Origin of the sequence: Pectobacterium fontis (assembly GCF_000803215.1) — a bacterium.
Lineage (GTDB): Bacteria > Pseudomonadota > Gammaproteobacteria > Enterobacterales > Enterobacteriaceae > Pectobacterium > Pectobacterium fontis.
Genome location: NZ_JSXC01000015.1, coordinates 1 through 26,100, shown reverse-complemented (window position 1 = coordinate 26,100; position 26,100 = coordinate 1). Strand labels below are relative to the sequence as shown.

The window sequence follows — 26,100 nt, the reverse complement described above, 5'->3', positions numbered from 1 at the left end:
TTACCTAGATACAGATCACAAAACAATTTAGAAATGGTTGAATATTTCAATATAAATAGAGTTGAGTTTTATTAGGGAAACAAAATAGCGATATTTTGGCAGGGAAATAAAACTCCCTGATATTATTTTCATAAGGTCAGGGAGTTTTTAAATAATAATAGAATGGTGATTCGCTAATAGGGATCACTTAAGCCGATTATTCGGGGAAACACAGGGAGTTTTCACCCCCTGTGGATCTTGTACTTAAACACTCAGCATTAGTGATTAACGCTTTTTAAAGGCGGCGGCCAGCGCATCACCCATCGCGCTATTGCCTGTGGCTGGCGCGTTCACTGGGCGGGGACGTGATTTACCTGCTGACGGGCGTGCAGACGTGTTGCTATCGCCGCGTGCATTGCCAGCGCCACGGCGTGAAGCCGTCTCGCCCGGCTGCTCGTCCAGCCGCATAGTCAGCGCGATGCGTTTACGTTGCAGATCCACTTCCATCACTTTTACTTTCACGATGTCGCCTGCTTTCACGACCTTGTGCGGATCGTCAACGAAATGATCGGCCAGTGACGAAATGTGTACCAAACCGTCCTGATGGACGCCGATATCTACAAACGCGCCGAAGTTGGTGACGTTAGTGACCGAACCTTCCAGAATCATGCCCGGCAGCAGATCGTTTAAGGTTTCGACACCCTCGGCGAAGCTGGCCGTTTTGAACTCAGGACGTGGATCGCGCCCCGGTTTTTCCAGCTCTTTGATGATGTCGGTAACAGTCGGTACGCCGAAACGCGCATCGGTGAAATCTGCCGGCTTCAGGTTACGCAGCGCGTTGGGATTCCCCATCAGCGCCTGTAACGCCTGTTCGGTGGCGGCCAGAATGCGTTCCACCACCGGATACGCTTCCGGGTGAACGGTAGAAGCATCCAGCGGGTTATCGCCGTGGTTGATGCGCAGGAAGCCCGCGCACTGTTCAAAGGCTTTTGGCCCCAGACGGCTGACTTTCAGTAACTGTTCGCGGTTGTGGAAACGGCCATTCTCGTCGCGCCAGGTCACAATATTTTGCGCCATCATGCGTGTCAGCCCTGCGACACGGGTTAACAGCGCCACGGACGCGGTATTCAGATCAACGCCGACGGCATTTACGCAGTCTTCGACCACGGCATCCAGTTTTTTCGCCAGCAGGCTCTGGCTTACATCATGCTGATACTGACCCACGCCGATGGATTTCGGGTCGATCTTCACCAACTCCGCCAGCGGATCCTGCAAACGACGGGCGATCGACACCGCACCGCGCAACGACACATCCAGATCGGGGAATTCTTGCGCAGCCAGCTCGGAGGCCGAGTACACCGAGGCACCTGCTTCGCTGACGATCACTTTCTGCGCCTTGATGTCTGGAAATTGCTTCTGCGTGTCGAGGAAGAAACGTTCGGTCTCGCGTGAGGCCGTGCCGTTGCCAATCGCGACCAGTTCAACCTGATGTTTGAGGCACAGCGCGGCGACAACCGTCGCGGCTTTGGCTGCCTGACCGGTATGTGGATAAATGGTGTCGGTGGCGACCAGCTTGCCAGTAGCATCGACCACCGCCACTTTGACACCGGTACGCAGGCCTGGATCAAGCCCCATGGTGGCACGCATCCCCGCCGGAGCGGCCATTAGCAGGTCGTGCATGTTGCGGGCAAAAACATTGATCGCTTCGTCTTCGGCTTTTTCACGCACGCTGCCCATTAGCTCGGTTTCAAGGTGCAGCAGCACTTTGATGCGCCACGTCCAGCTAATCACCGCGCGTCGCCAACTGTCGGCCGCCGCGTTTCCTAAACGCAGATTCAGGTGGTCGATAATAATCTGTTCGCAGTAGCTCTCGCGCGGCGCTTCTTCGTGCTGTGGATCGGCATTCAACGCCAGTTGCAGCACACCCTCGTTACGACCACGGAACATCGCCAGTGCGCGGTGCGACGGCACCTGTGAAATCGGTTCGTGATGATCGAAATAGTCACGGAATTTCGCACCTTCTTCCTCTTTCCCTTCCACAACACGGGAAACCAGATGGGCGTTTTTCCACAGATAGTGACGCACTTTTGCCAGCAGCGTGGCATCTTCGGCAAAGCGTTCCATCAGGATATAACGGGCGCCATCCAGCGCGGCTTTCACATCCGCCACGCCTTTATCGGCATCGACATAAGCCTGCGCAGCCAGTTCCGGTTCCTGATGCGGATCTTGCCACAGACCCTCTGCCAATGGTTCCAGACCGGCTTCAATCGCTATCTGCCCGCGCGTGCGGCGTTTAGGTTTGTACGGCAGGTAGAGATCTTCCAACTCGGTTTTGCTCAGCGTGCCGTTGATGGCGGTGGCGAGTTGCGCGGTTAACTTTCCCTGCTCATCGATGGATTTCAGAATAGTCTGGCGTCGGTCTTCCAGTTCACGCAGATAACTGAGGCGCGTTTCGAGCTGGCGCAGTTGGGTGTCATCCAGCCCGCCGGTCACTTCTTTACGGTAACGGGCAATAAAAGGGACGGTATTTCCTTCGTCCAGCAAGCGAACTGCGGCGTCTACCTGCTCCGTGCGTGCCTGCAATTCGCTGGCGATAAGGTGGCTTAATGAATCATTCATAGGTCTGATATCAATCGTCATCAAGTGAATTAAACAAGTGGGGACAGTTATACGGATTGAACGTGAAAAATGCCAGCCGTCACCCTCTGGAATGCGGGAGCGATCAGACCCGTGTTGCGCCAAAAAGATAAGCGCTTGCTCCTGATGTGGGTTTCCAAAAAGTTTCCAAATGGCAAGGTTAACGTGATAATCACCACGATGCTAAGGATGGCATCGTGGTGAGTGCCAGGCCGTATTAGAATTTTTCCCAGTTATCCTGTGCGTTTCCAACGGGCGCGAGGGCTAAACGGGTGGGGGGCGCCGTTTTTGCCACTGGCGCTGGACGTGCCGCTGGCGTTCCCCGCAGGTGGAAATGGTGCATGAGCGCGACCAGATGGGATGACTGTTCGCGCAGGCTGGTTGCCGCATTGGCTGACTCTTCCACCAGCGTCGCGTTTTGCTGGGTGACCTGATCGAGCTGGTTTACCGCGTCATGAATTTGCGAAATACCGGATTCCTGCTCCTGCGTGGTGGTGCCGATCTCGTTGATGAGATCCGCGACGCTACGTGCCTGACGCACCAGCTCATCAATGGTGCTGCCAGTGTCTTCGACCAGACGGTTCCCCGCTTCGACTTTTTCGACGCTGGTATTGATCAGTACGGCGATCTCTTTGGCGGCGGAGGCGGAGCGCTGTGCCAGTGAACGCACTTCTCCAGCCACCACGGCAAAACCGCGTCCCTGCTCACCTGCGCGTGCGGCCTCGACCGCGGCATTCAGCGCCAGAATGTTAGTCTGGAAGGCGATGCCATCAATGACGCTGATGATGTCGCGGATTTTGTGCGAGCTGGCGGAGATCTCCTTCATCGTAATCACCATGTCGCTGACGGCCTCGCCGCCCTTGGTGGCCGTTTCGCTGGTTTGGCTGGCAAGCCGGGTGGCATTACGCACGGTATCCGCATTCTGACGAATCGCCTGACTCATCTGCTCCATCGACGCGGCGGTCTGTTGTAGACTGGCGGCCTGCTCTTCCGTGCGCTGGCTCAGGTTCTCGCTACCGGCGGCGATTTGGCTGGAGCCGGAAGCAATGGCTTCGCTACACTCTCGTACCTGTTCGACGATATTCCCCAGATTGTGACTCATGTGACGCATGGTGGCTAACAGGCTGCTGTGGTCGTTTGGTTTGATGACAATATCGACAGCCAGATCGCCATCGGCCACCTTGCGGGCAACGTGGGTGGCGTAGATCGGTTCACCACCCAGTTGGTTTTTCAGCGTACGGGTAATCAGCCAGGCTACGACGGCGGCCATCGCTGCGGCGGAGAGCGCAAGAATTAGCATGATGACGCTGCCGGATTGCGCATCATGTTGGGCGTGGCTGACAATCTCGTTGGTATCCTGCTGCTGTGAAGCCATCATTGCGTCCAGCACCTTGAACAGCGCGTTCTGTGCCGTCTGCATCTCATTGAGAATAATGGCGTTACCCTGCAAACGCTGCTGTGGATCGGTGGATTGCACCAGCTCTATCGCTTTCAGAAAAGCGGCAAGATACGGCGGGCGGGTATCCTGAAATTGCTTCAGCAGTGCGCGGGTTCCTTCGGTATCTAACTGCTGCCCCAGTTTTTTCAGGTTAGCGGTGTTGCGGGCGATTTGCTCATCGACGAACTGTTTTTCCTGCTTGATTTGCACAGGGTCGGTACTGATTGCAATGTTACGGATCAGACGGGCATTGGCGTCGAAACCGGCTTTCACTTCCTGAATCAATAACATATTTGCTAACGTGGTGCCGGAAAGCCGATTGATGTCGTTACCTAGCCCAACCAGTTGGAATCGTCCGAAGAATGCCACCATCAGGCTGATGACGATCACCAGTGAAAATCCCAGACCCAGCATCTTGCCGAGTTTGATTCTGTTCAGCATATTCATAAACATCCTTAATTTCTTTGACATGCTATGAAGGCATAAAGGAGGGGGATTGCTATCGTAATCGATGCAAGTAATGACAAGCTATTATAACGACTCTTCTCATTTTCGGGATACATTGGTGGCTCCCGTATGCAGAAATATATTGATAAGAATATCTTTAATATCGGCAGGGAACGTGTTTGGTTGATCACGTAAATTACGGTCGATGGGATTTCGTATTAAATGTGTGATCGGAAAAACAAAATGCGCGCGTTAGCCAGTAGAGAGGCTAACGCGTGAGGCAATCAAGAAGCGCTGTCTCGAATAAAAGAGCCGATATAGCGCTGATAGCGGGATGCTTTCAACTGTTTCAGGTCGACCAGCACCAGACCATCGATACAGTTATTGAAATCGGGATCGATACCAAAGTCGATGAAGCGCACGCCTCCCGGTTCACATAGCTCCGAATACTGCTTGTAGAGCGTGGGGATCGCGCAACCCATGTTATTGAGCATGCTTTTCAGGCGCGTAAGATCCTGCTGATAGTTCGTGCCTTCAAACTGTTTCAGCACGTCAGGCAGCGAAGCCGGATAAGGGCGTCGTGAGGTGGCCAGCGGCTGATCGGGCGTGAAATACAGGCGGTAGAAGGCCACCAGCAAATCGCGTGCATGGGGCGGCAAGGTGCCGGAAAGTGAGACAGGGCCGAACAGATAGCGATGTTCTGGGTAACGTGCCAGATAGGCACCGATGCCTAACCAGAGATAATCCAGCCCGCGTTTACCCCAGTATTTGGGTTGAATAAAACTGCGCCCCAGTTCAATACCTGACGCCAGAATCGGATCCATCTCGTCGCCGTACTGGAACAGGCTGTGGCTGTAGAGGCCATTTTTACCTTTTTCGGCGATCAGGCGTGCCGTTGAGACGAAGCGATACGCGCCGACAATCTCCAGTTCGCGCTCGTCCCACAGGATTAGATGCAGATAATCATCGTCGTAGCTGTCGAGATCGCGACGCTGGCCGGAGCCTTCTCCCACGGCGCGGAAGGCGATTTCGCGCAGGCGCCCAAGCTCTCGCAGCAGCGGCACATAATCTTCTTCTCCGCGACGATACAGATAGACAACCTTGCCATCCGGCGTGGTGCCCAGCGTTTCGCATTCTGACAGCGCGCGCTTCAGCAGCACGCGATCTTCGGCCAGCGCAATGGGTTTTTCACCGGAAAAGCAGCCGGGCTTCCCTTGTCCTAATCGATAAACATGGCGACGGAAGCGTGCCGCCAGATCGTTGGCGTTCCACTCGCCCTGACTCCAGGAGGTATAAGGAATTCTGGCACCGATCCGCAGCTTGAGGGTCTGCCCACGCTGACCGAACATCTCTCTTACCAGCAGTAGGGTCGACAGCGGGCGATAAATCATCGAGGAGAGATAGAACAGGGCGCTATTGCGGCCGCCGATATGAATCGGGACGACGGGCGCGCGGGCTTTGCTTGCCATACGAATAAACCCGCTGTGCCAGTGACCATCGCGGATCCCATGTAGGCTGGCGCGAGACACTTCGCCTGCCGGGAAGACGATGATGGCACCGTCGCCGTCCAGATGTTGCTGGATGGCGCTGATTTGCTGGCGTTTGGTGCGGTTATTGAAATTATCGACGGAAAAAAACAGATTTTTGAGCGGGGCGACATAAGCGAGTAGCTGGCTGGCGACAATGCGAACATCGGGCCTGACGCTGGCGACGGTACGCAGCAATGCCAGACCATCGAGTGAACCAATCGGGTGGTTAGCCACCAGCACCACCGGCCCCTGGCTGGGGATATTCTCTAAATCCCCTTCGACCATTTCACAATTGAAGTTGAAGTAATCAAGAATCTGTTCCACCAGATCCAAACCTTTCAAGTGTGGATAACGCCGGGCAAATTGCTGCATTTCATTTTCGAATAGCAGAGAACGCAGAACCGTTTTCTGCCAAGGGGGTGTATGGCGATGCGGGGCAAGATCTTGCAGAATGGCATCTAAGCTAAACATAAATCGTTCTCCGTAGCTCTCCGTGGCTAAAAGTACGGGATAGAAATGACATATTTATGTCTGTTGATAGATTATTAGCCAAAACGGTCAATCTGTGTAATGAACAGGTGATTTTTGCATGTGGGAATAGTGAAGTGTGTTTTGCGCACTAAGGGTCTAACGGGGTTAATGACGTGAAAACCAATCTGATTACCCGCGAAGGGTATGACAAACTGCGGGCAGAGCATGACCATCTCTGGAATGTAAAGCGCCCGGAGATTACCAAGATTGTCTCCTGGGCTGCGAGCCTGGGGGATCGCTCAGAAAATGCGGATTACACCTACAACAAGCGCCTATTACGCCAAATTGATAGGCGTGTGCGCTACCTGAGAAAATGCCTGACGGAATTGAAAATCGTCGATTACTCGCCGCAACAGGATGGTTGCGTCTTCTTTGGCGCCTGGGTTGAGATCGAAAATGAACAGGGGGAGACAAAGCGCTTTAGGATTGTCGGCCCGGACGAGATCTACGGCGATAATAAAGATTACATCTCGATCGACTCCCCGATGGCGCGCGCCATGCTGAAAAAAACGATCGATGAGGAGTTCACCGTGAACACGCCAGATGGCCCGCGTGAGTGGTTCGTCAATGCGATTGACTATGTGAAATAGTGGTGATTACCAGCGGCAACGTTGAAGCCTTCGTACCCGGCGGGCGCTGAATTGGGCCGGGGCAGGACATGACGGAAGGGCGCAAGCGGCTTGAGTGGTTTCTCGGACGGCCTGCCTATACCAACACCGTCGCAAAACAGCAGCGTGTGTTCCATGCTATCTGGCACCAGTTTTACAATGGCCCTTATGATTTCATCGCGATTCAGCAACTGGCGAAGTGGTTTCACTCCGACCAGTTCCGCGATCTCAACGCGGATGACACCTTCCGCCAGCTTTTATTCGCGGTAACGTTACTATAATCAGTAAGCAATCATCTTGGTAAACTGCGCTTTTTGCTCGCCGCATGCTTCATCGATCGCCGATTGTTTATGACTGACAGCACAGGAAATGATTGATTACACGAATTTTAATATGCTTTGTAACAATTTTGCCTAGAATGTATACCAGAAACGACTGTCAGTAATTCGTGTGTTTCTGAACAATAGCAGCGTCGGCGCTATTACGCCTTTGGAGAAAGAGAATGCAAGAAAACTATAAAATTCTGGTTGTCGATGACGACATGCGTTTGCGCGCGCTGTTAGAGCGTTATCTGACCGAGCAGGGTTTTCAGGTACGTAGCGTAGCCAATGCGGAACAGATGGATCGTTTACTCACCCGTGAATCCTTTCACCTGATGGTGCTGGACTTGATGCTGCCGGGCGAAGATGGCTTGTCCATCTGCCGTCGTTTGCGCAGCCAGAGTAACCCGATGCCGATCATTATGGTGACGGCGAAAGGGGAAGAAGTGGATCGTATCGTCGGGCTGGAAATCGGCGCAGACGACTATATTCCTAAACCTTTCAATCCGCGCGAACTGCTGGCGCGCATCCGTGCGGTGCTGCGTCGTCAGGCGAATGAACTGCCGGGCGCGCCGTCGCAGGAAGAAGCCATTATCGCGTTTGGCAAATTCAAGCTGAATCTGGGCACGCGTGAAATGTTCCGCGATGATGAACCGATGCCGTTAACCAGCGGCGAATTCGCCGTGCTGAAGGCGCTGGTCAGCCATCCGCGTGAGCCGCTGTCTCGCGATAAGCTGATGAATCTGGCGCGTGGCCGTGAATACAGTGCGATGGAGCGTTCCATCGATGTTCAGATTTCTCGTCTGCGTCGCATGGTGGAAGAAGATCCCGCGCACCCGCGCTATATCCAGACCGTATGGGGTCTTGGCTACGTGTTTGTACCGGACGGCAGTAAGGCATGATGCAATGGCGCTTTTCTCCGCGCAGCTCATTTGCACGGACGTTGTTACTGATTGTCACGTTGTTGTTTGTCAGTTTGGTCACCACCTATCTGGTGGTGCTCAACTTTGCGATTTTGCCGAGTTTGCAGCAGTTTAATAAGGTGCTGGCATACGAAGTTAGAATGCTAATGACGGACAGTCTGCAACTGGAAGATGGCTCCACGCTTGAGGTGCCACCTGCGTTCCGGCGTGAGATTTACCGCGAATTGGGTATATCGCTGTACACCAATGCGGCGGCGGAGGAAAGCGGCCTGCGTTGGGCGCAGCACTACAAGTTTTTAAGTGACCAGATGGCGCAGCAACTGGGCGGCCCGACCGATGTGCGGGTTGAAGTCAGCAAGAACACGCCGGTGGTATGGCTGAAAACCTGGCTGTCGCCGGATATCTGGGTGCGCGTTCCTCTTACTGAAATTCATCAGGGCGATTTCTCGCCGCTCTTCCGCTATACGCTGGCGATTATGTTGCTGGTGATTGGCGGTGCCTGGCTATTTATTCGGGTACAAAACCGACCCTTGGTTGAGCTGGAACACGCGGCATTGCAGGTCGGTAAAGGCATTATTCCGCCGCCGCTGCGTGAGTATGGCGCTTCCGAAGTCCGTTCCGTGACCCGTGCCTTTAACCAGATGGCCTCCGGTGTGAAACTGCTGGCAGACGATCGCACGCTGTTAATGGCGGGTGTCAGCCATGACCTGCGTACGCCGCTGACGCGAATTCGTCTGGCGACTGAAATGATGGGTAAGGAAGATGACTATCTGGCGGAATCAATCAATAAGGACATTGAAGAGTGTAATGCGATTATTGAGCAGTTCCTCGACTATTTGCGCACCGGTCAGGAAATGCAGACGGAAGTGGCCGACCTGAACGGCATTATGGGCGAAGTCGTGGCATCGGAGAGCGGTTATGAACGCCAGATCGACAGCGACTTTGCGAGTGGTGACTTACTGGTGCGCATCAGCCCACTGTCGATAAAACGGGCAGCGCTGAATTTGGTGGTGAATGCGGCGCGTTACGGTAACGGCTGGATAAAAGTCAGTACCGGACGTGAGCTACAGCGCGTGTGGTTTCAGGTAGAAGATGATGGCGAAGGTATCGCACCCGATCAACTCAAGCACCTGTTTCAGCCGTTCGTTCGTGGCGACAGTGCGCGAACCACCAGCGGGACAGGACTGGGGCTGGCGATTGTGCAGCGTATTATCGATGCGCACAACGGCGTGCTGGATGTCGGCAGCAGCGAACGCGGTGGGCTGTGTGTTCGTGCGTATCTGCCGCTTATCGCAGAGGCATATGTGCCTGAAATCAGTACAGTGAAAGAATGACCCACCCGACTTCCCTCTGTCTCTTAGCCACAGTTTTTATGCTGATGAGGAGAGGGTTTCGTGCGCGATAATGCCGTTATTTTCATGCTACCCGTGTAGCACGCGCCCGACACGGGACGGCTCACACGCCGCTCGCCCCGTGACCCCCAGGCTTTCGGCGCAAATTATGCCGCTTCGCGATACCTTCGTCGCCATCAGGCTTAACGGACCGCTTGCGACACGTTCCAGACGTGGCGCAAGCTTTCGCCGCGTCCTGCGGCTCATCCTAAGCCTGCTATCTCCTCAGCATAATTTTTTACGCCGGAAAAGAAAAAACCGATGCTGGGTGAGTCGTTAACGTATAGATGGAATAAATGTCCCCTCCTCTGTTCAGAGGAGGGGAATGCATTTACCGTTTCGGCCCGGCTTTCACCAGCGCCGCACCTGCCGGAGCATCGGTGTATTTATCGAAGTTGGTGATAAAACGTTGTGCCAGATCGTCGGCTTTTTCCTGCCACTGTTCGACGCTCGCGTAGGTATCACGCGGATCAAGAATGTCAGGGTTAACGCCAGGCAACGAGGTTGGGATGGCCAAATCGAAGACCGGTAGCGTCTGCATCTCGGCATCATCAATACTGCCATTCAGAATGGCATCAATGATCCCGCGCGTATCCTTAATCGAGATACGTTTACCGCTCCCGTTCCAGCCGGTGTTGACCAGATAGGCCTGTGCGCCTGCGGCTTGCATGCGTTTTACCAGCACTTCAGCGTACTGTGTTGGGTGCAGCATCAGGAAGGCCGCGCCGAAACAGGCGGAGAACGTCGGTGTCGGTTCCGTCACGCCGCGCTCGGTTCCTGCCAGTTTGGCCGTAAAGCCAGACAGGAAGTGATACTGCGTCTGATCGGACGTCAGGCGAGAAACGGGCGGCAGCACACCGAACGCATCCGCCGTCAGGAAGATCACTTTAGTCGCATGACCCGCTTTGGATACCGGTTTTACGATATTCTGAATGTGATAAATCGGGTAAGAGACGCGGGTGTTCTCGGTTTTGGAGCCGTCGTTGAAGTCTACGCTGCCGTCTGCCAGCACCGTCACGTTTTCCAGCAGCGCATCGCGTGTGATGGCGCCAAAGATATCCGGCTCGGCCTCTTTGGAGAGCTTGATGGTTTTAGCGTAGCAGCCGCCTTCAAAGTTGAAGACGCCGTCATCGTCCCAGCCGTGTTCATCATCGCCAATTAACTGGCGTTTCGGATCGGTGGACAGCGTGGTTTTTCCCGTACCGGACAGCCCGAAGAAGACGGCTACATCGCCTTTTTCTCCGACGTTTGCCGAACAGTGCATTGATGCGATGCCTTTCAGCGGCAGCAGGTAGTTCATAATGGAGAACATCCCTTTCTTCATTTCACCGCCGTACCAGGTGCCGCCAATCAGTTGGATACGTTCTGTGAGGTTGAAAGCGACAAAGTTCTCGGAGTTCAGCCCCTGTTCCTGCCAGTTCGGGTTGGTACATTTTGCGCCGTTCATCACGATGAAATCCGGCTCAAAGCCTTCCAGCTCTTCATCGCTCGGACGGATAAACATATTTTTGACGAAATGTGCCTGCCAGGCCACTTCCGTCACGAAGCGCACGCTAAGGCGACTGTCTGGATTCGCGCCGCAGAAGGCATCGACGATGAACAATCGTTTGCCTGAAAGCTGTGTGGTGACGAGCTGCTTCAGGTGCGTCCAGGTTTCCTGACTGAGTGGGTGGTTATCGTTCTTACCTTTGCCTTGATCGGACCACCACACGGTGTCGCGGGTAATGTCATCGCGAACGATGTATTTGTCTTTCGGAGAGCGACCAGTAAAGATGCCGGTATCAACGGCGACGGCACCCAACTGGGTTTCGATACCGCGTTCATAGCCTTGTAGGGTAGGGGAGCATTCTTCTTCAAAAAGCAGTTCATAGCTGGGATTGTAGACAATCTCGCGAACATCATGGATTCCATAAGCCGTCAGGGCTTGTGGGGTAATACCGTTGATCTGCATGTTGCTACTCCTCAAGTTATTGTCATACTACTAAACATTGTAGGGAGTAAGCTTATTTTAACCGCGATAGCAATCATAAAATTAAATAAATTCATTAATAACTTTGCTTATTTAGCGTGTTTGAAAAATAATCACGGCAGTTTACAGATGGGAAAATAAGCAAAGTAAAACGGGTACTTTTCGTACCCGTTAAAACGATTAATGCAATAGATTTCCTGATGAATCGTGCCGTATCGCGCGGATGTCCAGCGAATTAAACAGGTAGTGTGTACCGCAATAATCACAGTGCATATCGATTTCGCCATCCTGTTCGATCATCTCATTTATTTCCTGATCGGACAGCGTCATTAATGCATCTGCGCAACGATCGCGCGAACAGTGACATTGGAATTCAACACCCTGTGGCTCATACACGGTCACCTCTTCCTGATGGTAAAGGCGGTACAGCACCTCGGTGGCAGGCAGGGAGAATAGCTCTTCGGCTTTGACCGTCGTGGTGAGCTGTGCCAGATGATCGAAATCATTACGATCGGCGTCCTGTGCGGGCAGCACCTGGAGCAGCATGCCAGCAGCAGCCGGATTGCCCTCGTGTTGTCCGGTACGGATAAACAACCGCGTCGGCAACTGTTCGGACTGCTGGAAATAGCTCTCCAGACATTCGGCAACGGTTTCACCTTCTAAACCGACGACGCCCTGATAGCGTTCACCTTCCGTCGGCGTAATCGTAATGACCAGATAGCCATTGCCGACCATCTCTTTCAGCGAACTCTCCGGTGCGATTTCTCCTTGCAGACGGGCAACGCCGCGCATCTGCTGCTGGTGGTTGCCGTTGATCACCGCCATCTTCAGCGGGCCATCGCCCTGAAGCTGAACGGTGATATCACCACTGAATTTTAATGTGGCCGTCAGCAGGCTGGTGGCCACCAGCATTTCACCCAGCAGCGTTTGTACCGCAGACGGGTAGTCGTGATTCGTCAGAATACGTTGATACGTCTCGTTAACTGTCACTAATTCGCCACGAACGGCATAATTCTCAAACAGATAACGATGTAGTTGGTCGTGAGCCATAATATTTTCTCGTCGTTGTGCGAAGATGAGTGGTGCGGCGATGGGGCGGCGATCGCTGAGCCTTCTCTGAAGGGCGGCGCGTTATTCCTGATCGCTGTATTTAAATTTAATCAGATCGCGTCGCTCTTTTTTATCAGGGCGGCGATCGGGGTGTGGCATCGTTAGCGCATTGAGCTTCCGCGCCAGTGTCAGCTTTTCTCGTTTCTCGATGCTTGCCGTCGTTTCCTGATACAGCGCCTGCGCCTCTGTCGCACTTCTGCGCTGGCCGCTGACCGCCAAAACGATCACGGTACGTTCATCATTTCCCTGACGCAGTTTAATCTCAGCATGCAGTTCAACCTGTTTGCTAGGCTTACCGCGTTGCCCGTTATAGTGCACTTTGCCGCCGTCGATCATTTCACGGGCGATGGCCCGGGTTTTGTAGAAACGGGCGGCCCAGAGCCACTTATCCAGACGAACGGCCTCGTCAGCCTGCTCGGTCGTTTTCGCCATCAATCCTCCTGATTACCCTAATGCCGATCGTGTAAGGATCGAGATACTGGGGACGACCACGGCGCGAGGCATCCTTGTGGCAACCTCATTGCCGTGTTTTCCCCTGAGGCCACTGCATTATCCGGCGTTAACGGAGTGACGTAAGGCGGGCAGCAGCGCAAGATAGTCGTTCATTGACGGATGTTGCAGGAACACCTTTTCCTGCTGGCTGGAATCGGGATTACGTACCCCCAGACAGTACTGTATGCCGAAGGTTTTCGCCGCATCCAGAATCGGCTCGCTGTCATCCACGAATAGCGTTCTGGCAGGATCGAAACCGGTTTGTTGCTGTACGGCCTGCCACAAGCGCTGATTTTCTTTCGGATACCCATAAGTATGGGTGGAAAGTAATAAATCAAGGTGCTGATCCAGCCCCGTGTGTTCGATTTTTACCGCCAGACTGTGCGGATGGGCATTGGTCAGCAGAATCGTCTCTTTGCCGCATTCGCGCAGCGCCACCAAAAATGGCGTGGTGTCCTCGCGCAAGCGGGCACGCGTGCCGATATCCGTCGTCATTTGATAGATATCCAGATCCAGACGCTCTGACCAGTAATCGAAACAGTACCAGTTTAGCGTATGCTGCACGGCCTGATACTCCTGTGCGATAAGCTGGTGTGCCTGTTCAAGGCTGATACGACGTTTTTCACTGAGCGACTGCGGCACCAGTTGTAGCCAGAAATAGCTGTCAAACGCCAGATCGAGCAGCGTGCCATCCATATCCAGTATCACAGTATCGATGTCGTGCCAGTTAACGTAGGGATGCATAACAACTCCAGATGTTGCGCCGTACCATAAGGATGATGAAGCCGGAGGCGCGCAGTACAATAGTGACAAACCAATAGTAACGGGAAACCAAGCCCGTTAGGTTAACATAACCACAGAACGGGCACGATGCGGTTAGCGAGGGAGCTGAGGACGGCTATTCGCGAACGACTCCGTCATCATGTTGAACCGGAAGGCGTAATAACGCTGAATATCGGTAATCCGCTTCTGGCTTTTACGCATTTTAATGCCAGCCAGAATGGTATTAACCATAAACGTTGCAGAAAAGAGCAGTAACAGCAGGCAACTGCCGAGATAGCGCCAAATGGTAATGACATCGGGTTCGCTGTGCAGGCTGATGTGCTGCGTGCCGTTGGCATCGGTGCTGAGCTGTGTGATAACGCCAGTGGCGTTAAACGGCGTATGCAATAGCATGGCGGAAAGCCGTTGGAGTTCCTGCCATTGATCCGACGGATTGTATTCATTAAGTGGCATCAGGGGGAGCGGGTGGCTGACGAATTGCCGACCTTCGTCGCTGCGAATCAGGAACCCGCCAGGCGGTGGGCTGTTCAGTGAGTCTGCGGCGTTATTGATTTCCTGATGGAAAAATTGATCGGTGGAATGGTTGACTAATGACTCCAGCGTTTCTGCACTGGTCGCGGGTAGCACCACATTCATGCCTTTTAATGCGCCGGAGTTCGCATCTTTTACCAGCGTATTCCAGTTTTTTACGTCACTCAAATTCACCAGCGCATTTTTTAAGCGTGAGCAATCGTTTTCCTGCTTACACAATTCTTGTGTTCTTAGAACGACATCAGCGAAATTCTTCATCAGAATCAGCCCTGACTTCTGGATGCTGGATGCGAGTTGAGAGTTGGTCTCACCTTCTTTGTCTGTCTGAGAATGGAGTTGGCTATTAACCGATTTAAGCAGGGCCGAGGCTTTCTCAATGGTCTCGGATTCCGGCAATGGCAACGGCGCAGCTTTGTTCCAGTAAATGGCAGAACAATCGAAAGGGCTGAAAGCGTAGGATGATGGTGCGGATACTGGGCGAATCCCTGCGGGCACATAGCACATGCCGCTACCGCGAACAGTCAGCTTGTCACCAATGCCGAGTTGAGCGTTTTCCAGGTCGCTGACCTGTGTGACCTGAATACGTTGTGCCCCCTGAAGCCAGGCCAGACTGAGTTTTAGCGGTAGTTCAAGCTGCACGTTAGTGACAAGTAAAATCAGGCTGAGTAATGAACCTGCCGCCAGCAGTAGATTCCTGCCCCAGCGCTGTAGCGGAAAATTTTTCACTTCATCGTGCAGCGAAAGGTGTTCACCCTGACGGATCACCTGCCGATTGAGGTAGATATCCACATCCGTTTTGCGCCCTAAATCCTGTGTGATATAGGGCTGCCAGTGTGGCGGGTAAATAAGATCAATATTACCGAGTGAAATATTGCCGAGCGGCCCCTGGTTGGATTCGCCAAATAGACCTAAGCCTTGCGGCGTACCGTGCAGGCAATGCACATCTCTCAGTTCCTGAGTCGACGGCGATCGGAAAAGCTGCCACAGGCTCCAACCTGCTAATAGCGACGCCGTGCCAATCAGCCAGGGAAGTAAGGCGACAGGGCTATTCAGACTGATGAACAGGAGCAGAAAAGACAGGCAGAGCACGGCCGTTTCTTTCAATCCTCTGGCATGGTGTATCGTGTGCTCTTCACGCGTTTCCTTACGGATGGTGACTAGCTCTGCATGTTCACTGCCTTCCTGACGGATTGATGCATTGGGGACGAGCGCCTCTGGTGGTAGCGGAGTCAGTGGACGATCATCATCGAGGCATTCTATGAGTGAGTGCCCGTTCAGAGAAATAACCAGTGGGATCGAGCGTGTTTTAATCAGTTCGACCGTGTTGTTTTCGGTAATAAACGCTTCCCAACTGGGGGGAAGATGGATTTCTTGGGTGTCAATAAAGTAGCGCCACTTGTTCTGAACATCGTTGCTCAGGCCGTAGCGGGTAATCGTGTGGGTGATGGGATAAACCCGATTACTTTGCAGAGATCGCGGCAGTTTTGGCTGTGAATTAGGGATGTCAAGTGGCGTAGTCTGCTGGCTGTGTTCCTGAGCCAGATAACGCTCGACGGCGATCCGTTCATCTTCGGTTAGCCGACGGTGCAGAGAATGTGAAACAGGTAACGGTGGAGTGGGCAGGAAACGACGGCGCATACGGTAGCTGACAAGACATCCAATGACGATCAGACAGGCAAACAATATCGCCAATAGGATAAATATTGTGCTCATCTCGCCTCCATTCCAAAATGCAATGCTCCTTGTCTTTGTCGGAGTTTAACAAAATTATACAATCGATGATAACCCGTATGGTATTGTTTTCTTATGATTAATAACGTAATTCTTAGTGGAATTAATCGCACAAGGTGATGATAGTAACAAGCCAAAAAAACTTCTTGAATGAGGATAATCCTATTTTTTAAGTTATTGACTTTTAGTGGTGATTTCTCATACAGATTGTGTCCTTCATGTTACCCTCAGGTAAATTCATCGCCACGATAGTTGCAGCGAAGGTGACTGTTAACGCACAATGTGGGCAGAATCAAAAAAAGAATATTTACGATCTCTTCTTATTTCAACGATATACCGTATTCAGGTCACGGTAAACGTAATCGCTTATGTGCGTTGGGCTAAGGTGCCGTTCTGGTCGTAACGCTCTGGGGGCATCAATGAGTCATAACCTGCAAAAACCTAAAATCCTCAAGGTAGAAACGATAGCGCGTTCGCGCTTGTTCAATGTGGAATCCGTCGCTCTTGAATTTAGTAACGGGGTGCGCCGGGTTTATGAACGGATGCGTTCAAGCGGTCGGCAGGCGGTGATGGTTGTCCCGATTATTGATGATGAACTGTTGTTGATCCGTGAATATGCCGTCGGTATCGAGGAATATGAATTGGGCTTCCCGAAAGGGCTGATCGATCCCGGTGAAACGGTCTTTGAAGCCGCTAACCGCGAACTGATGGAAGAAGTGGGTTTTGGAGCGGAAAAGCTGGAATTGCTGGCGACGTTAACCATGGCACCTTCCTATTTTTCCAGCCAGATGAATATTATGGTGGCGCGCGGGCTGTACCCGCAGAGTCTGGCAGGCGATGAGCCGGAGCCTTTGCCGCAAGTGCGCTGGCCGGTAGACGACATGATGTCCCTGCTGCAAGAGCCTGATTTCCGTGAGGCACGTAATGTCAGTGCTCTATTTCTGGCCCATGACTGGCTCCGTCGCACACCTCGCTAAGTTTTAACCCACCGAAATCATCAACAAAAGAAAGAAGGTGCCGTTTCTTGCACCTTCTTTGGGCTACCTGACACTATCGTGCAGACTAGAAAAGCTCTTCGCTTTGTCCGTTATCCATCAGCGTGGTGCCGACTTCGTGAACTTCATATTCTTTCGGCTGCGTACCGTCAATGAAGTATTCGGAACGGCTGTTTCCGCCACCGCTGGACAGCTTGCCGCTGCTGCGGTCAATGACCACGCTGACGACGCCTGGCGGTGGTGTGAGGGGCTGTTCCGGTACGCCATCCAGTGCGGCTTTCATAAAATCATCCCAGGCGGGCTGCGCGGATTTCGCCCCGCCTTCATAGCCGGAGATCTGATCTTTGATGACGCCAGATGCGCTGCTGGCCCCCAGATCGCGGCGGTGATCGTCGAAGCCGATCCAGACTGAAGTCACCAGATTGGGGCCATAACCGGAGAACCAGGCGTCTTTGGAACTGTTCGTTGTCCCGGTCTTTCCGCCGATATCACGACGTTTCAATTCACGACCTGCGCGCCAGCCCGTTCCCATCCAGCCCGGTTCACCAAAGACGTTACTGTTCAGCGCGTCTTTAATCAGGAACGCCAAGGGTGTGCTGATGACATGCGGGGCGTAAGGCTGTGCAGTATTCTGCTGTGCCGCTTCTGGTGTGACAGGCTCTAGTTCTGGCTGTGGCAGACCTGGCGGCGGCGCTTCGTTTGATGTGGCAACGTCTTCAACGTTAGTGGTTGCTAACACCGAAGAGCGTGGCGTTTCACCATAAACCAACGGCAGGTTACAGTTATCACAGACAACTTTCGGTGTGGCAGTAAAGACCGTACCACCGGCTTCGCTCTCTATTTTGCTAATCAGATAGGGATCGACCAGATAGCCGCCGTTTGCCATAACGGCATAACCACGCACCACCTGTAGCGGCGTAAATGAGGCGGCACCCAGCGCCAGCGATTCGGTGTGGACGATATTCTGCGCCGGGAAACCGAAGCGTTGCAGGTAATCCGCCGCATAATCCACGCCCATCGCACGCATCGCACGTACCATCACGACGTTTTTGGACTGACCCAGCCCTTGACGCAAACGGATCGGGCCATCATAGGTTGCTGGTGAGTTTTTTGGCCGCCAGTCAGATCCTGCACCCGCATCCCAACGGGTGATCGGGACATCGTTCAGGATCGTTGCCAGCGTTAACCCTTTGTCCATCGCGGCGGTGTACAGGAAAGGTTTGATGTTGGAACCAATCTGACGCAGTGCCTGCGTTGCACGGTTGAATTTGCTTTGGTTAAAGTCAAACCCCCCAACCAACGCTTCTATTGCACCGTTTTTCGGGTTAAGTGAGACAATCGCGGAGTTGACATCCGGCACCTGTGCCAGCCACCAGCCATCGTTCACTTTACGCACCCAAACCTGTTGCCCTGCCTGTACCACATCCGTGACGCGTTTCGGCGTTGGCCCTTGTTGCGTATCGGAGCGGTATGCTCGTGCCCAGCGCATACCTGCCATTGGCAGGGCAATATTGCTGCCGTCAGACAGGATCGCAATCGCGTTGTCTGCCGTTGTGCTGGTGACGATAGCCGGATAAAGCGGGCCGTAGATCGGCAGGGCTTTCAGGGCGGCAATCATCTTCGCCTGATCCCAGGCGCTTTCACCCACCTTCCACAGCACTTTGCTCGGGCCACGATAACCGTGACGCATGTCGTAGGCGAGAATGTTATTACGCAATGCATCCTGCGCGGCAGTTTGCAATTTTTTGGTGACGGTCGTGTAGACCTTGTAACCATCGTTATAAGCATCTTCGCCGTAGCGTTTGACCATCTCCTGCCGCGCCATTTCTGCGACATACGGAGCGGAGAATGAAATTTCTGGCGCATGGTAATTCGCAACCAGTTTTTCATTGCGTGCCACATCGTACTGCGACTGGGTGATGTAGTTTTCATCCTTCATCCGCGCAAGCACTACGTTGCGGCGGGCAACGGCGCGGTCATAGGAGTAGAGTGGGTTGAACGTTGATGGTGCCTTCGGCAGACCGGCGATCATCGCCATTTCGCTCAGCGTCAATTGATCAACGGGGCGGCCAAAGTACACCTGTGCCGACGCGCCAACGCCATAGGCGCGATAACCGAGGTAAATCTTGTTCAGATAAAGCTCAAGGATTTCATCTTTGGTTAGCAATTGCTCAATACGGATCGCCAAAAACACTTCCTTGATCTTACGAATCAGGGTGCGCTCCGGGCTCAGGAAGAAGTTCCTGGCGAGCTGTTGCGTAATGGTACTCGCCCCTTGGGAAGCATGACCCGATGTGAGGGCAATAGACGCTGCGCGGATGATCCCGACGGGATCGACACCGTGGTGATCATAGAAGCGGCTATCTTCGGTCGCGATAAAAGCATGTACCAACTCAGGGGGAATCTGATCCAATTTGAGTGGGATACGGCGTTTTTCACCAAACTGAGCAATCAGTTCGCCATCGGCGCTGTAAACCTGCATGGGCGTTTGCAGCCGAACGTCTTTCAGCGTGGCGACATCGGGCAGTTGGGGTTCGATATAGCGGTACAAACCATATATCGAGGCAGCTCCCAGCAGAATGCAAGAGACTGCAAGGATGAATAGATACTTTACGAACTTCACCTGGGATTTTCCATTCAGTAGCGTTTGGATAGTTTATAAACAACTGAGCGCTAGTATAAAGGTAAGCCAGCATTGTGGATATGTTTATTGGATAAGGAAATCGGGTTGAACATGGCTTATCACATCTGGCAGGTTGGATTAGATATACAAAACGGCTTCATGCGCGCGCTGGCGGTTCAGCATCGCCGCTCTGGCTGGCAACTTCGTCACTGGTGGCAATGTCCAATACCAGACGATACGTTGCGCACGGGTAGTCTACACCATGTTGAAGTACTTTGTGAGACCTTGCGAATATGGCGTCGTTTACTGCCTGCGCGCATTTCACTACGGGTAGGATTTCCGGCTCAACTGATTTTGCAGCAGCAGTTACCGATGCCTGATCCGCGTTTACGGGAGCCGGAACGTCGTCTCTACATTGAAACGATGGCGGCGCGTAAGCTGCCGATCGGTAGCGAATCACTGGCGATAGACTATCGGGAAGATCCGCAAAGACAGGGTTCGCTGCTGGTGACGGCCGCACGCAGGCAGGAGGTCGATAATTGGCTGACTTGCCTCAATAACGCGGGGTTACACCCTGATGTTCTTGATGTTTCAACCTGTGCACTTCGGACCATGGCGCAGCGGGCAGGGCTTGAGGCTAACCGTCTGTTTCTGCATCGCCTGTTGGATGGATGGCTGTGGGCCTCCCCGTTGAACCACGCTTTCCACTCGGGCGTGATACACCTTGATGAGCTGAATGGTGAGGCTGATATCTTGTCAAATGTGAGCGCTCGCTATCATCAGAGTGTTGATAACATCGCTTATTGCTCTGGTGTCTCACCCGATTTACTTAGCCAGCGGGCTGACCGATTACTGCCGTGGTCGCCGTTAACGGTGTTTAGCCACATGCAGCCGCCGCTGCCAGTGTTCCCTTCTGCTTTTGCTATTGCCGGTGGGCTGGCACTACGTCCTGAGGATGTCTGACTATGCTGCTGGTTAACCTTTTACCGTGGCGTACAACCCAAATGCGTCAGCGGGCACGTCGTTGGTTAGGGCTGCTGTGGCTACAGGCGGGGTTGATGCTATGCCTTATCGCCGCGAGCTATCTGTTTTGGCAGCACAGACAGCAACGCGCGCAAGATGAACTCAATGTAGTGCTGGCCCAGCAACAGCAACTGACGGAATTGTATCAGCAAACGCATCAGGCGCGGGAAACACTCCGTCGCTATCTGGAACAGGAGCGTGCCGAAGCAGTAATTCAGCATGAAAATCGTCGTAGTCTCCATTTGTTAGAACCGCTTGCTGGTTTGATGCCTGATCGTCTGTGGTTGACGGAAATCGCCGACCGCGGCTCGTATCTGCTGCTTTCAGGTGTGAGTGAAAATTATCAAGATATCATTGTGTTACAGAATAAGTTAGCGCGCCATGTTTCAGTCGAAAGCGTACAATTGCTCAATACGTCCCGAGAGCGCGGCGTGCAGACTGCGCTGCGCTTTTCTTTTCAGGCAAACTGGCGTGACACCCGCGTTTCCTTACGGGATGAAGGCCATGATTAATCAAACAGCGATGATTAATGTTGTGCTGAATCGGCCGAGACTCATTAATCAGCCACTCTGGCAGCAACTGGCGCTTCAATTGGCGTTTGTCGTTGCGGTTGGGCTGCTATCTGATTGGTTGCTTATTAGTGACGTTCGTCGCTCCGTGACGGGGATAGAAGAGCAAACCGTTCAGGCGCGTCTGGGGATACAGGAAAGCCAACAAAAACTTGATGCGATGCCGCTACTGTCGGTGCTACGCACACAATTAGCGGAGAAAACGGCGCTGCATCCCCCCTTTCAGCCAGACAGACTGGCACAACTTATCGTCGAACCTCTGTCACGGGCAAGCGCTTCCCTGTTGTCCTTGCAGCCGACTGCGCGAAATCTGGCTTCTCCTCATCAGGAACGTTGGCAATTAACGTTTAGCGCGGATTACCCCGGCGTATTGCAGGTGCTGCGTGAACTGACGACGTTACCTTATGTGCTGCGACTTGCACAGTTAAGCGTAAAGCCTGACACCGCTCCAGCCGAGCCGCCATCGCGAACACGGCTCCAGGTGGAACTCGTACTGATCGAGCCGGAGGCCGTGCTATGAGTCATATCATGCTCCGTATCGTCTTGATGCTGTTGCTTGTGTCACATCGCGTGCAGGCAGAAAAAACCGCAGAGCGTATCGATCCTTTTCAGCCCTTGAGCAGCACACGTTGTTTGCCTGCGGCGACGTTGCCGCTGTGGCAGTTAAAAGGCGTGATCGGTTCTGATAACCGCTGGACGGGTTGGTTAACGCAGCCCGAGGTTGGATGGATAAAGCTGGTAAACGGCGAGACGATCCCCCTAGGAAACTGGGTGGTCAGTCAATTGGATAAATCTGGTGTCACACTTATCCCGACAGCGCGTGAGGCGGGCTGTGACGGCCTGCCAGATGCGCTATTACTGGCTTCTCCGTTTATCAATAAGCCAGATCGATAGGTGACGGCGATACCTGGTTTAAAGCCGTTTTTTGGGCAGTTGTTCATTGAACACAATGTTGAAAACAGCGTATCTCAATAACAAGGAAAGTGATGGATATGAAGATGTTATGCAGGGTGGTGATGTGGTGCGGGCTACTTTTTTTCACTGCGCCGTATCAGGCCACTGCGGAAAGTACGGTCTCGATGGCGTTTGAAGATTCACCGATTTCTCGGGTGCTACAGGCGTTAGCCGATCATCAGCAACTTAATGTGGTGATCGCGCCTGGGGTGGCGGGGAATCTTAGCGTAAGGCTGGCAGACGTTCCCTGGCAACAGGCGTTAGATATCGTCTTACGTATGGGAAAGCTCAGCGTAGAGCGCAATGGCAATGTGCTACTGGTTTTTCCAACCGAGCACCTTGAATCCTTGCAGAAAGAACGTGACGAACGTATGGCAGAACAGGTGCAGAAACTGCCTCTGCACAATGTTTCGGTTGCTTTGCAGTATGCCGATGCGACGGACGTAGCGGCCAGCGTTCAGGCTCAACGTGGGACATTGCTCTCTGCGCGTGGCAGCGTAACTGTGGATAAACGGACCAATACGTTATTAATCCGCGATACGGAAGACGCGCTAGCGCAGATTGAACCGTGGGTGAAAGAGCTCGATCTGCCGTTAGCGCAGGTGCAACTGGCGGCACATATTGTCACTATTAGTAGTGAGCACTTACAATCGCTAGGCGTTAACTGGGGATTGGGAGAAGGGGACGTGGCGAATAATGCGCTCAGGCTGAATAATGTGAATATCGGCCTGCCTGTGGAAGCGCCAGCGATAAATGCCGGGTTTCATCTGGCCCGGTTGAATGGCCGCCTGCTGGATCTGGAATTAATGGCGTTGGAGCAGGAAAACCAGGTCGAGATTATTGCCAGTCCCCGTTTATTTACCGCACACCAGCAGACTGCCAGTATTAAACAAGGCACGGAAATTCCGTATCAGGTCTCTAGTGGTGCCAGTGGATCGACGTCTATCGAATTTAAAGAAGCGGTACTTGGAATGGAAGTCACGCCGGATATTCTGCGTGCCGAACGGATTACGTTAAACCTGAAAATCAGTCAAAACATGCCGGGGCAGACAATTAAGCAGGGTGACAATGGTGAAGCGTTAGCGATCGATAAACAGGAAATTCAAACTCAGGTTACGGTCGCTGATGGCGAAACCATCGTACTCGGTGGCATTTTCCAACAGCAAAAAAAGAACAGCGACAGGCAGGTGCCAATATTAGGCGAGGTTCCCGTATTCGGTCATCTGTTTAGAAACCATACTCAGCAGCATACGCGGCGAGAATTGGTCATTTTCATTACGCCGACGCTGATATCCGCATCGTCGTCCTGAATAAACGTAGGTTCGTGCTGGTGTCACACGGTGGTTTTTTTGAATTAGGAGCAATATTTTGTCACGTTCGATGCTTATGCGTTTGACGCTGCGGCGGATTTAGCTTACAAGGGTTAGCGAATTGAGCACTGGAGTGTTGTTCCACCGAAAATGTCGAGAAAACATACTACATTGGCCCTCTGTGGTCGGTGTGACATTTTATTCGGTTGCCAAACTACCCTGAGTCTTGAGATAATTTTTTGTCTGATTCTCGCACTATCGCTCATGAGGTTTCAGTTTAGGTCCCGCCGCTGGGTTGATTGGCGGGGCGGGTTATCATTAACGAATTGTCTTAGTAATACCAAAAAACATGGCAGAGAAACGCAATATCTTTCTGGTTGGGCCTATGGGTGCCGGCAAAAGCACTATTGGCCGTCAGTTAGCTCAGCAACTCAATATGGAGTTTTTCGACTCCGATCAAGAAATTGAGCGCCGCACTGGGGCTGATGTGGGCTGGGTATTCGATGTGGAAGGCGAAGAAGGCTTCCGCGATCGTGAAGAGAAAGTCATTAATGAATTGACGGAAAAGCAAGGCATCGTGCTGGCGACAGGCGGTGGTTCAGTCAAATCACGCGAGACGCGCAATCGTCTTTCCGCGCGCGGCGTTGTCGTTTATTTGGAAACGACAATCGAGAAACAACTGGCTCGCACGCAGCGTGACAAGAAGCGTCCGTTACTTCAGGTTGAAACCCCTCCACGTGAAGTATTGGAAGCGTTGGCGAAAGAGCGGAACCCGCTTTATGAAGAAATCGCTGATGTGACCATTCGGACTGACGAGCAAAGTGCCAAGGTTGTTGCTAACCAGATTATCAATATGCTGGAAAGTAACTAAGCGCATACCTTATCCGCGTTGAGCGGATCCTGAACGGGTTGTTTAGCGAGCATGGAAAGAATTACCGTAACACTCGGGGAACGTAGTTATCCCATTACGATAGCCGCCGGATTATTTGATGATTCGGCTTCTTTTATGCCGTTGAAAGCGGGGGAGCAGGCCATGCTGGTGACGAACCAGACGTTGGCTCCTCTGTATCTTGACCGTGTTCGTGGCGTGTTGGAAAACAATGGTGTTCATGTCGATCAGGTCATTTTACCTGATGGTGAGCAGTATAAATCGCTGGCCGTTTTGGATCAGGTTTTTACCGCACTGCTAGCGAAGCCGCATGGTCGTGATACGACGATTGTCGCCTTGGGTGGTGGTGTCATCGGCGATTTAGCCGGTTTTGCCGCAGCCAGTTATCAGCGTGGTGTCCGATTCATTCAGGTGCCGACAACGCTGTTATCGCAGGTTGATTCTTCCGTTGGTGGTAAAACCGCCGTCAATCACCCGTTGGGTAAAAACATGATCGGGGCGTTCTATCAGCCCGTATCGGTTGTGATCGATCTGGACTGCTTGAAGTCTCTACCTGCACGGGAGTTGTCATCCGGGCTGGCAGAAGTCATCAAGTACGGCATTATTCTGGATCGCGAATTCTTTGTTTGGCTCGAAGAAAACATTGAAGCAGTGCGTGATCTACAGCATGACGCACTGGCTTACTGCATTCGGCGCTGCTGTGAAATCAAAGCGGCAGTGGTCGCAGCAGATGAACGTGAAAGCGGCATGCGTGCGTTGCTCAATTTGGGCCATACTTATGGGCATGCCATTGAAGCGGAAATGGGCTACGGTAACTGGCTTCACGGCGAAGCCGTTGCGGCAGGTATGGTGATGGCTGCGCATACGGCTCGTCGCCTCGGACAGTTTTCCGCTGTGGACGTCGAACGCGTCACGTCTCTTCTGATTCGTGCAGGTCTGCCAGTAAACGGCCCGACGCAAATGACGCCTGAATCCTATCTTCCTCACATGATGCGTGACAAGAAAGTGCTGGCGGGTGAGCTACGTCTGGTGCTGCCAACGGCAATTGGTCAATCGGAAGTCCGTGGCGGCGTAGCGCATGACATGGTGTTGGCCTCAATAGCAGATTGCCTTGCCTGATGCGTAATGCTATCGGGTGATGAAAGACGACCCGTTATGCAAATAAGTATTAACGACAGAAAAGCCCTGATGGGTTATGGTTAATAAAATACAATGCGTTACGATTCAATGATTCGCTTTGTCGAGTACGCGGCGAATCCACGTTTTTTAGTGGGGAGATGTTAAATGGATGAGTTCAAGCCGGAAGATGAGCTGAAGC

General features: G+C 52.8%; 20 protein-coding genes and 1 pseudogene. 12 read left to right on the top strand and 9 right to left on the bottom strand.

What is annotated here, in order from left to right; all coding sequences use genetic code 11:
* Positions 1-264: 264 nt before the first annotated feature.
* The 3 genes from OI69_RS05290 to OI69_RS05280 form a co-directional block, all read right to left on the bottom strand.
* Positions 265-2,598 (bottom strand): Tex family protein, encoded by a 2,334-nt coding sequence (locus OI69_RS05290; RefSeq protein WP_039346957.1) that lies wholly within the window; start codon positions 2,596-2,598, stop codon positions 265-267.
* Positions 2,599-2,833: 235 nt separating this feature from the next.
* Positions 2,834-4,501 carry a methyl-accepting chemotaxis protein gene (locus OI69_RS05285; RefSeq protein WP_039347047.1) on the bottom strand — a complete coding sequence of 556 codons (1,668 nt, stop codon included), beginning with the start codon at positions 4,499-4,501 and terminating at the stop codon, positions 2,834-2,836.
* Between the two features lie 284 nt (positions 4,502-4,785).
* On the bottom strand, positions 4,786-6,501 hold the full coding sequence (locus OI69_RS05280) for a lysophospholipid acyltransferase family protein (RefSeq protein ID WP_039346956.1): 1,716 nt from the start codon (positions 6,499-6,501) through the stop codon (positions 4,786-4,788).
* Positions 6,502-6,674: 173 nt separating this feature from the next.
* Here OI69_RS05280 and greB point away from each other — a divergent pair, with 173 nt between their 5' ends.
* The 4 genes and pseudogenes from greB (at position 6,675) to envZ (ending at position 9,746) form a co-directional block, all read left to right on the top strand.
* Positions 6,675-7,151, top strand: coding sequence for a transcription elongation factor GreB (gene greB / locus OI69_RS05275; RefSeq protein WP_039346955.1), 477 nt, complete (start codon positions 6,675-6,677; stop codon positions 7,149-7,151).
* Positions 7,145-7,450: pseudogene (locus OI69_RS05270) on the top strand (ABC transporter substrate-binding protein); the annotation flags it as partial. The gene greB and the pseudogene OI69_RS05270, both read left to right, overlap by 7 nt.
* A 221-nt stretch (positions 7,451-7,671) precedes the next feature.
* Positions 7,672-8,391 carry an osmolarity response regulator transcription factor OmpR gene (ompR, locus tag OI69_RS05265; protein WP_005969424.1) on the top strand — a complete coding sequence of 240 codons (720 nt, stop codon included), beginning with the start codon at positions 7,672-7,674 and terminating at the stop codon, positions 8,389-8,391.
* On the top strand, positions 8,388-9,746 hold the full coding sequence (gene envZ / locus OI69_RS05260; protein ID WP_039346951.1) for a two-component system sensor histidine kinase EnvZ: 1,359 nt from the start codon (positions 8,388-8,390) through the stop codon (positions 9,744-9,746). Before ompR ends, envZ begins: the two co-directional genes overlap by 4 nt.
* Positions 9,747-10,134: 388 nt before the next feature.
* On the opposite strand, the gene pckA is transcribed toward envZ, so the two are convergent.
* The 5 genes from pckA to OI69_RS05235 all read right to left on the bottom strand — a co-directional run bounded on the left by pckA (position 10,135) and on the right by OI69_RS05235 (position 16,401).
* A complete protein-coding gene (pckA, locus tag OI69_RS05255; protein WP_039346949.1) occupies positions 10,135-11,754 on the bottom strand; it encodes a phosphoenolpyruvate carboxykinase (ATP) in 1,620 nt (539 codons plus the stop codon).
* A gap of 198 nt (positions 11,755-11,952) precedes the next feature.
* Positions 11,953-12,822, bottom strand: a complete 870-nt coding sequence (gene hslO / locus OI69_RS05250; RefSeq protein ID WP_039346947.1) for an Hsp33 family molecular chaperone HslO — start codon at positions 12,820-12,822, stop codon at positions 11,953-11,955.
* Between the two features lie 81 nt (positions 12,823-12,903).
* Positions 12,904-13,314: a ribosome-associated heat shock protein Hsp15 gene (hslR, locus tag OI69_RS05245; protein WP_039346945.1), complete on the bottom strand. Its 411-nt coding sequence runs from the start codon at positions 13,312-13,314 to the stop codon at positions 12,904-12,906.
* Between the two features lie 117 nt (positions 13,315-13,431).
* Positions 13,432-14,118: a GMP/IMP nucleotidase gene (gene yrfG, locus OI69_RS05240; RefSeq protein ID WP_039346943.1), complete on the bottom strand. Its 687-nt coding sequence runs from the start codon at positions 14,116-14,118 to the stop codon at positions 13,432-13,434.
* Between the two features lie 132 nt (positions 14,119-14,250).
* Positions 14,251-16,401: an intracellular growth attenuator family protein gene (locus OI69_RS05235; protein WP_039346941.1), complete on the bottom strand. Its 2,151-nt coding sequence runs from the start codon at positions 16,399-16,401 to the stop codon at positions 14,251-14,253.
* Positions 16,402-16,838: 437 nt separating this feature from the next.
* Here OI69_RS05235 and nudE point away from each other — a divergent pair, with 437 nt between their 5' ends.
* Positions 16,839-17,396, top strand: a complete 558-nt coding sequence (gene nudE, locus OI69_RS05230) for an ADP compounds hydrolase NudE (RefSeq protein ID WP_039346940.1) — start codon at positions 16,839-16,841, stop codon at positions 17,394-17,396.
* Positions 17,397-17,481: 85 nt separating this feature from the next.
* Here nudE and mrcA read toward each other — a convergent pair whose 3' ends face one another.
* The gene (gene mrcA / locus OI69_RS05225) at positions 17,482-20,037 is read right to left on the bottom strand and encodes a peptidoglycan glycosyltransferase/peptidoglycan DD-transpeptidase MrcA (protein ID WP_039346939.1); all 2,556 of its coding nucleotides are present in this window, start codon (positions 20,035-20,037) and stop codon (positions 17,482-17,484) included.
* A 111-nt stretch (positions 20,038-20,148) separates the two neighbouring features.
* On the opposite strand from mrcA, the gene pilM reads away from it, so the two are divergent.
* The 7 genes from pilM (at position 20,149) to aroB (ending at position 25,901) form a co-directional block, all read left to right on the top strand.
* Complete coding sequence (gene pilM, locus OI69_RS05220; protein ID WP_039346938.1) at positions 20,149-21,000, top strand: type IV pilus biogenesis protein PilM; 852 nt, start codon at positions 20,149-20,151, stop codon at positions 20,998-21,000.
* 2 nt (positions 21,001-21,002) lie between these two features.
* Positions 21,003-21,572 (top strand): PilN domain-containing protein, encoded by a 570-nt coding sequence (locus tag OI69_RS05215; RefSeq protein ID WP_039346936.1) that lies wholly within the window; start codon positions 21,003-21,005, stop codon positions 21,570-21,572.
* On the top strand, positions 21,565-22,149 hold the full coding sequence (locus tag OI69_RS05210) for a hypothetical protein (RefSeq protein WP_039346934.1): 585 nt from the start codon (positions 21,565-21,567) through the stop codon (positions 22,147-22,149). The genes OI69_RS05215 and OI69_RS05210 overlap by 8 nt, the downstream gene beginning before the upstream one ends.
* On the top strand, positions 22,146-22,523 hold the full coding sequence (locus tag OI69_RS05205; protein ID WP_039346931.1) for a HofP DNA utilization family protein: 378 nt from the start codon (positions 22,146-22,148) through the stop codon (positions 22,521-22,523). Before OI69_RS05210 ends, OI69_RS05205 begins: the two co-directional genes overlap by 4 nt.
* Before the next feature lie 92 nt (positions 22,524-22,615).
* Positions 22,616-23,893 (top strand): DNA uptake porin HofQ, encoded by a 1,278-nt coding sequence (gene hofQ, locus OI69_RS05200; RefSeq protein ID WP_080752609.1) that lies wholly within the window; start codon positions 22,616-22,618, stop codon positions 23,891-23,893.
* 349 nt (positions 23,894-24,242) lie between these two features.
* A complete protein-coding gene (gene aroK, locus OI69_RS05195) occupies positions 24,243-24,764 on the top strand; it encodes a shikimate kinase AroK (protein WP_005969451.1) in 522 nt (173 codons plus the stop codon).
* A 51-nt stretch (positions 24,765-24,815) separates the two neighbouring features.
* Positions 24,816-25,901, top strand: coding sequence for a 3-dehydroquinate synthase (gene aroB, locus OI69_RS05190; protein WP_039346929.1), 1,086 nt, complete (start codon positions 24,816-24,818; stop codon positions 25,899-25,901).
* Positions 25,902-26,100: the final 199 nt, after the last annotated feature.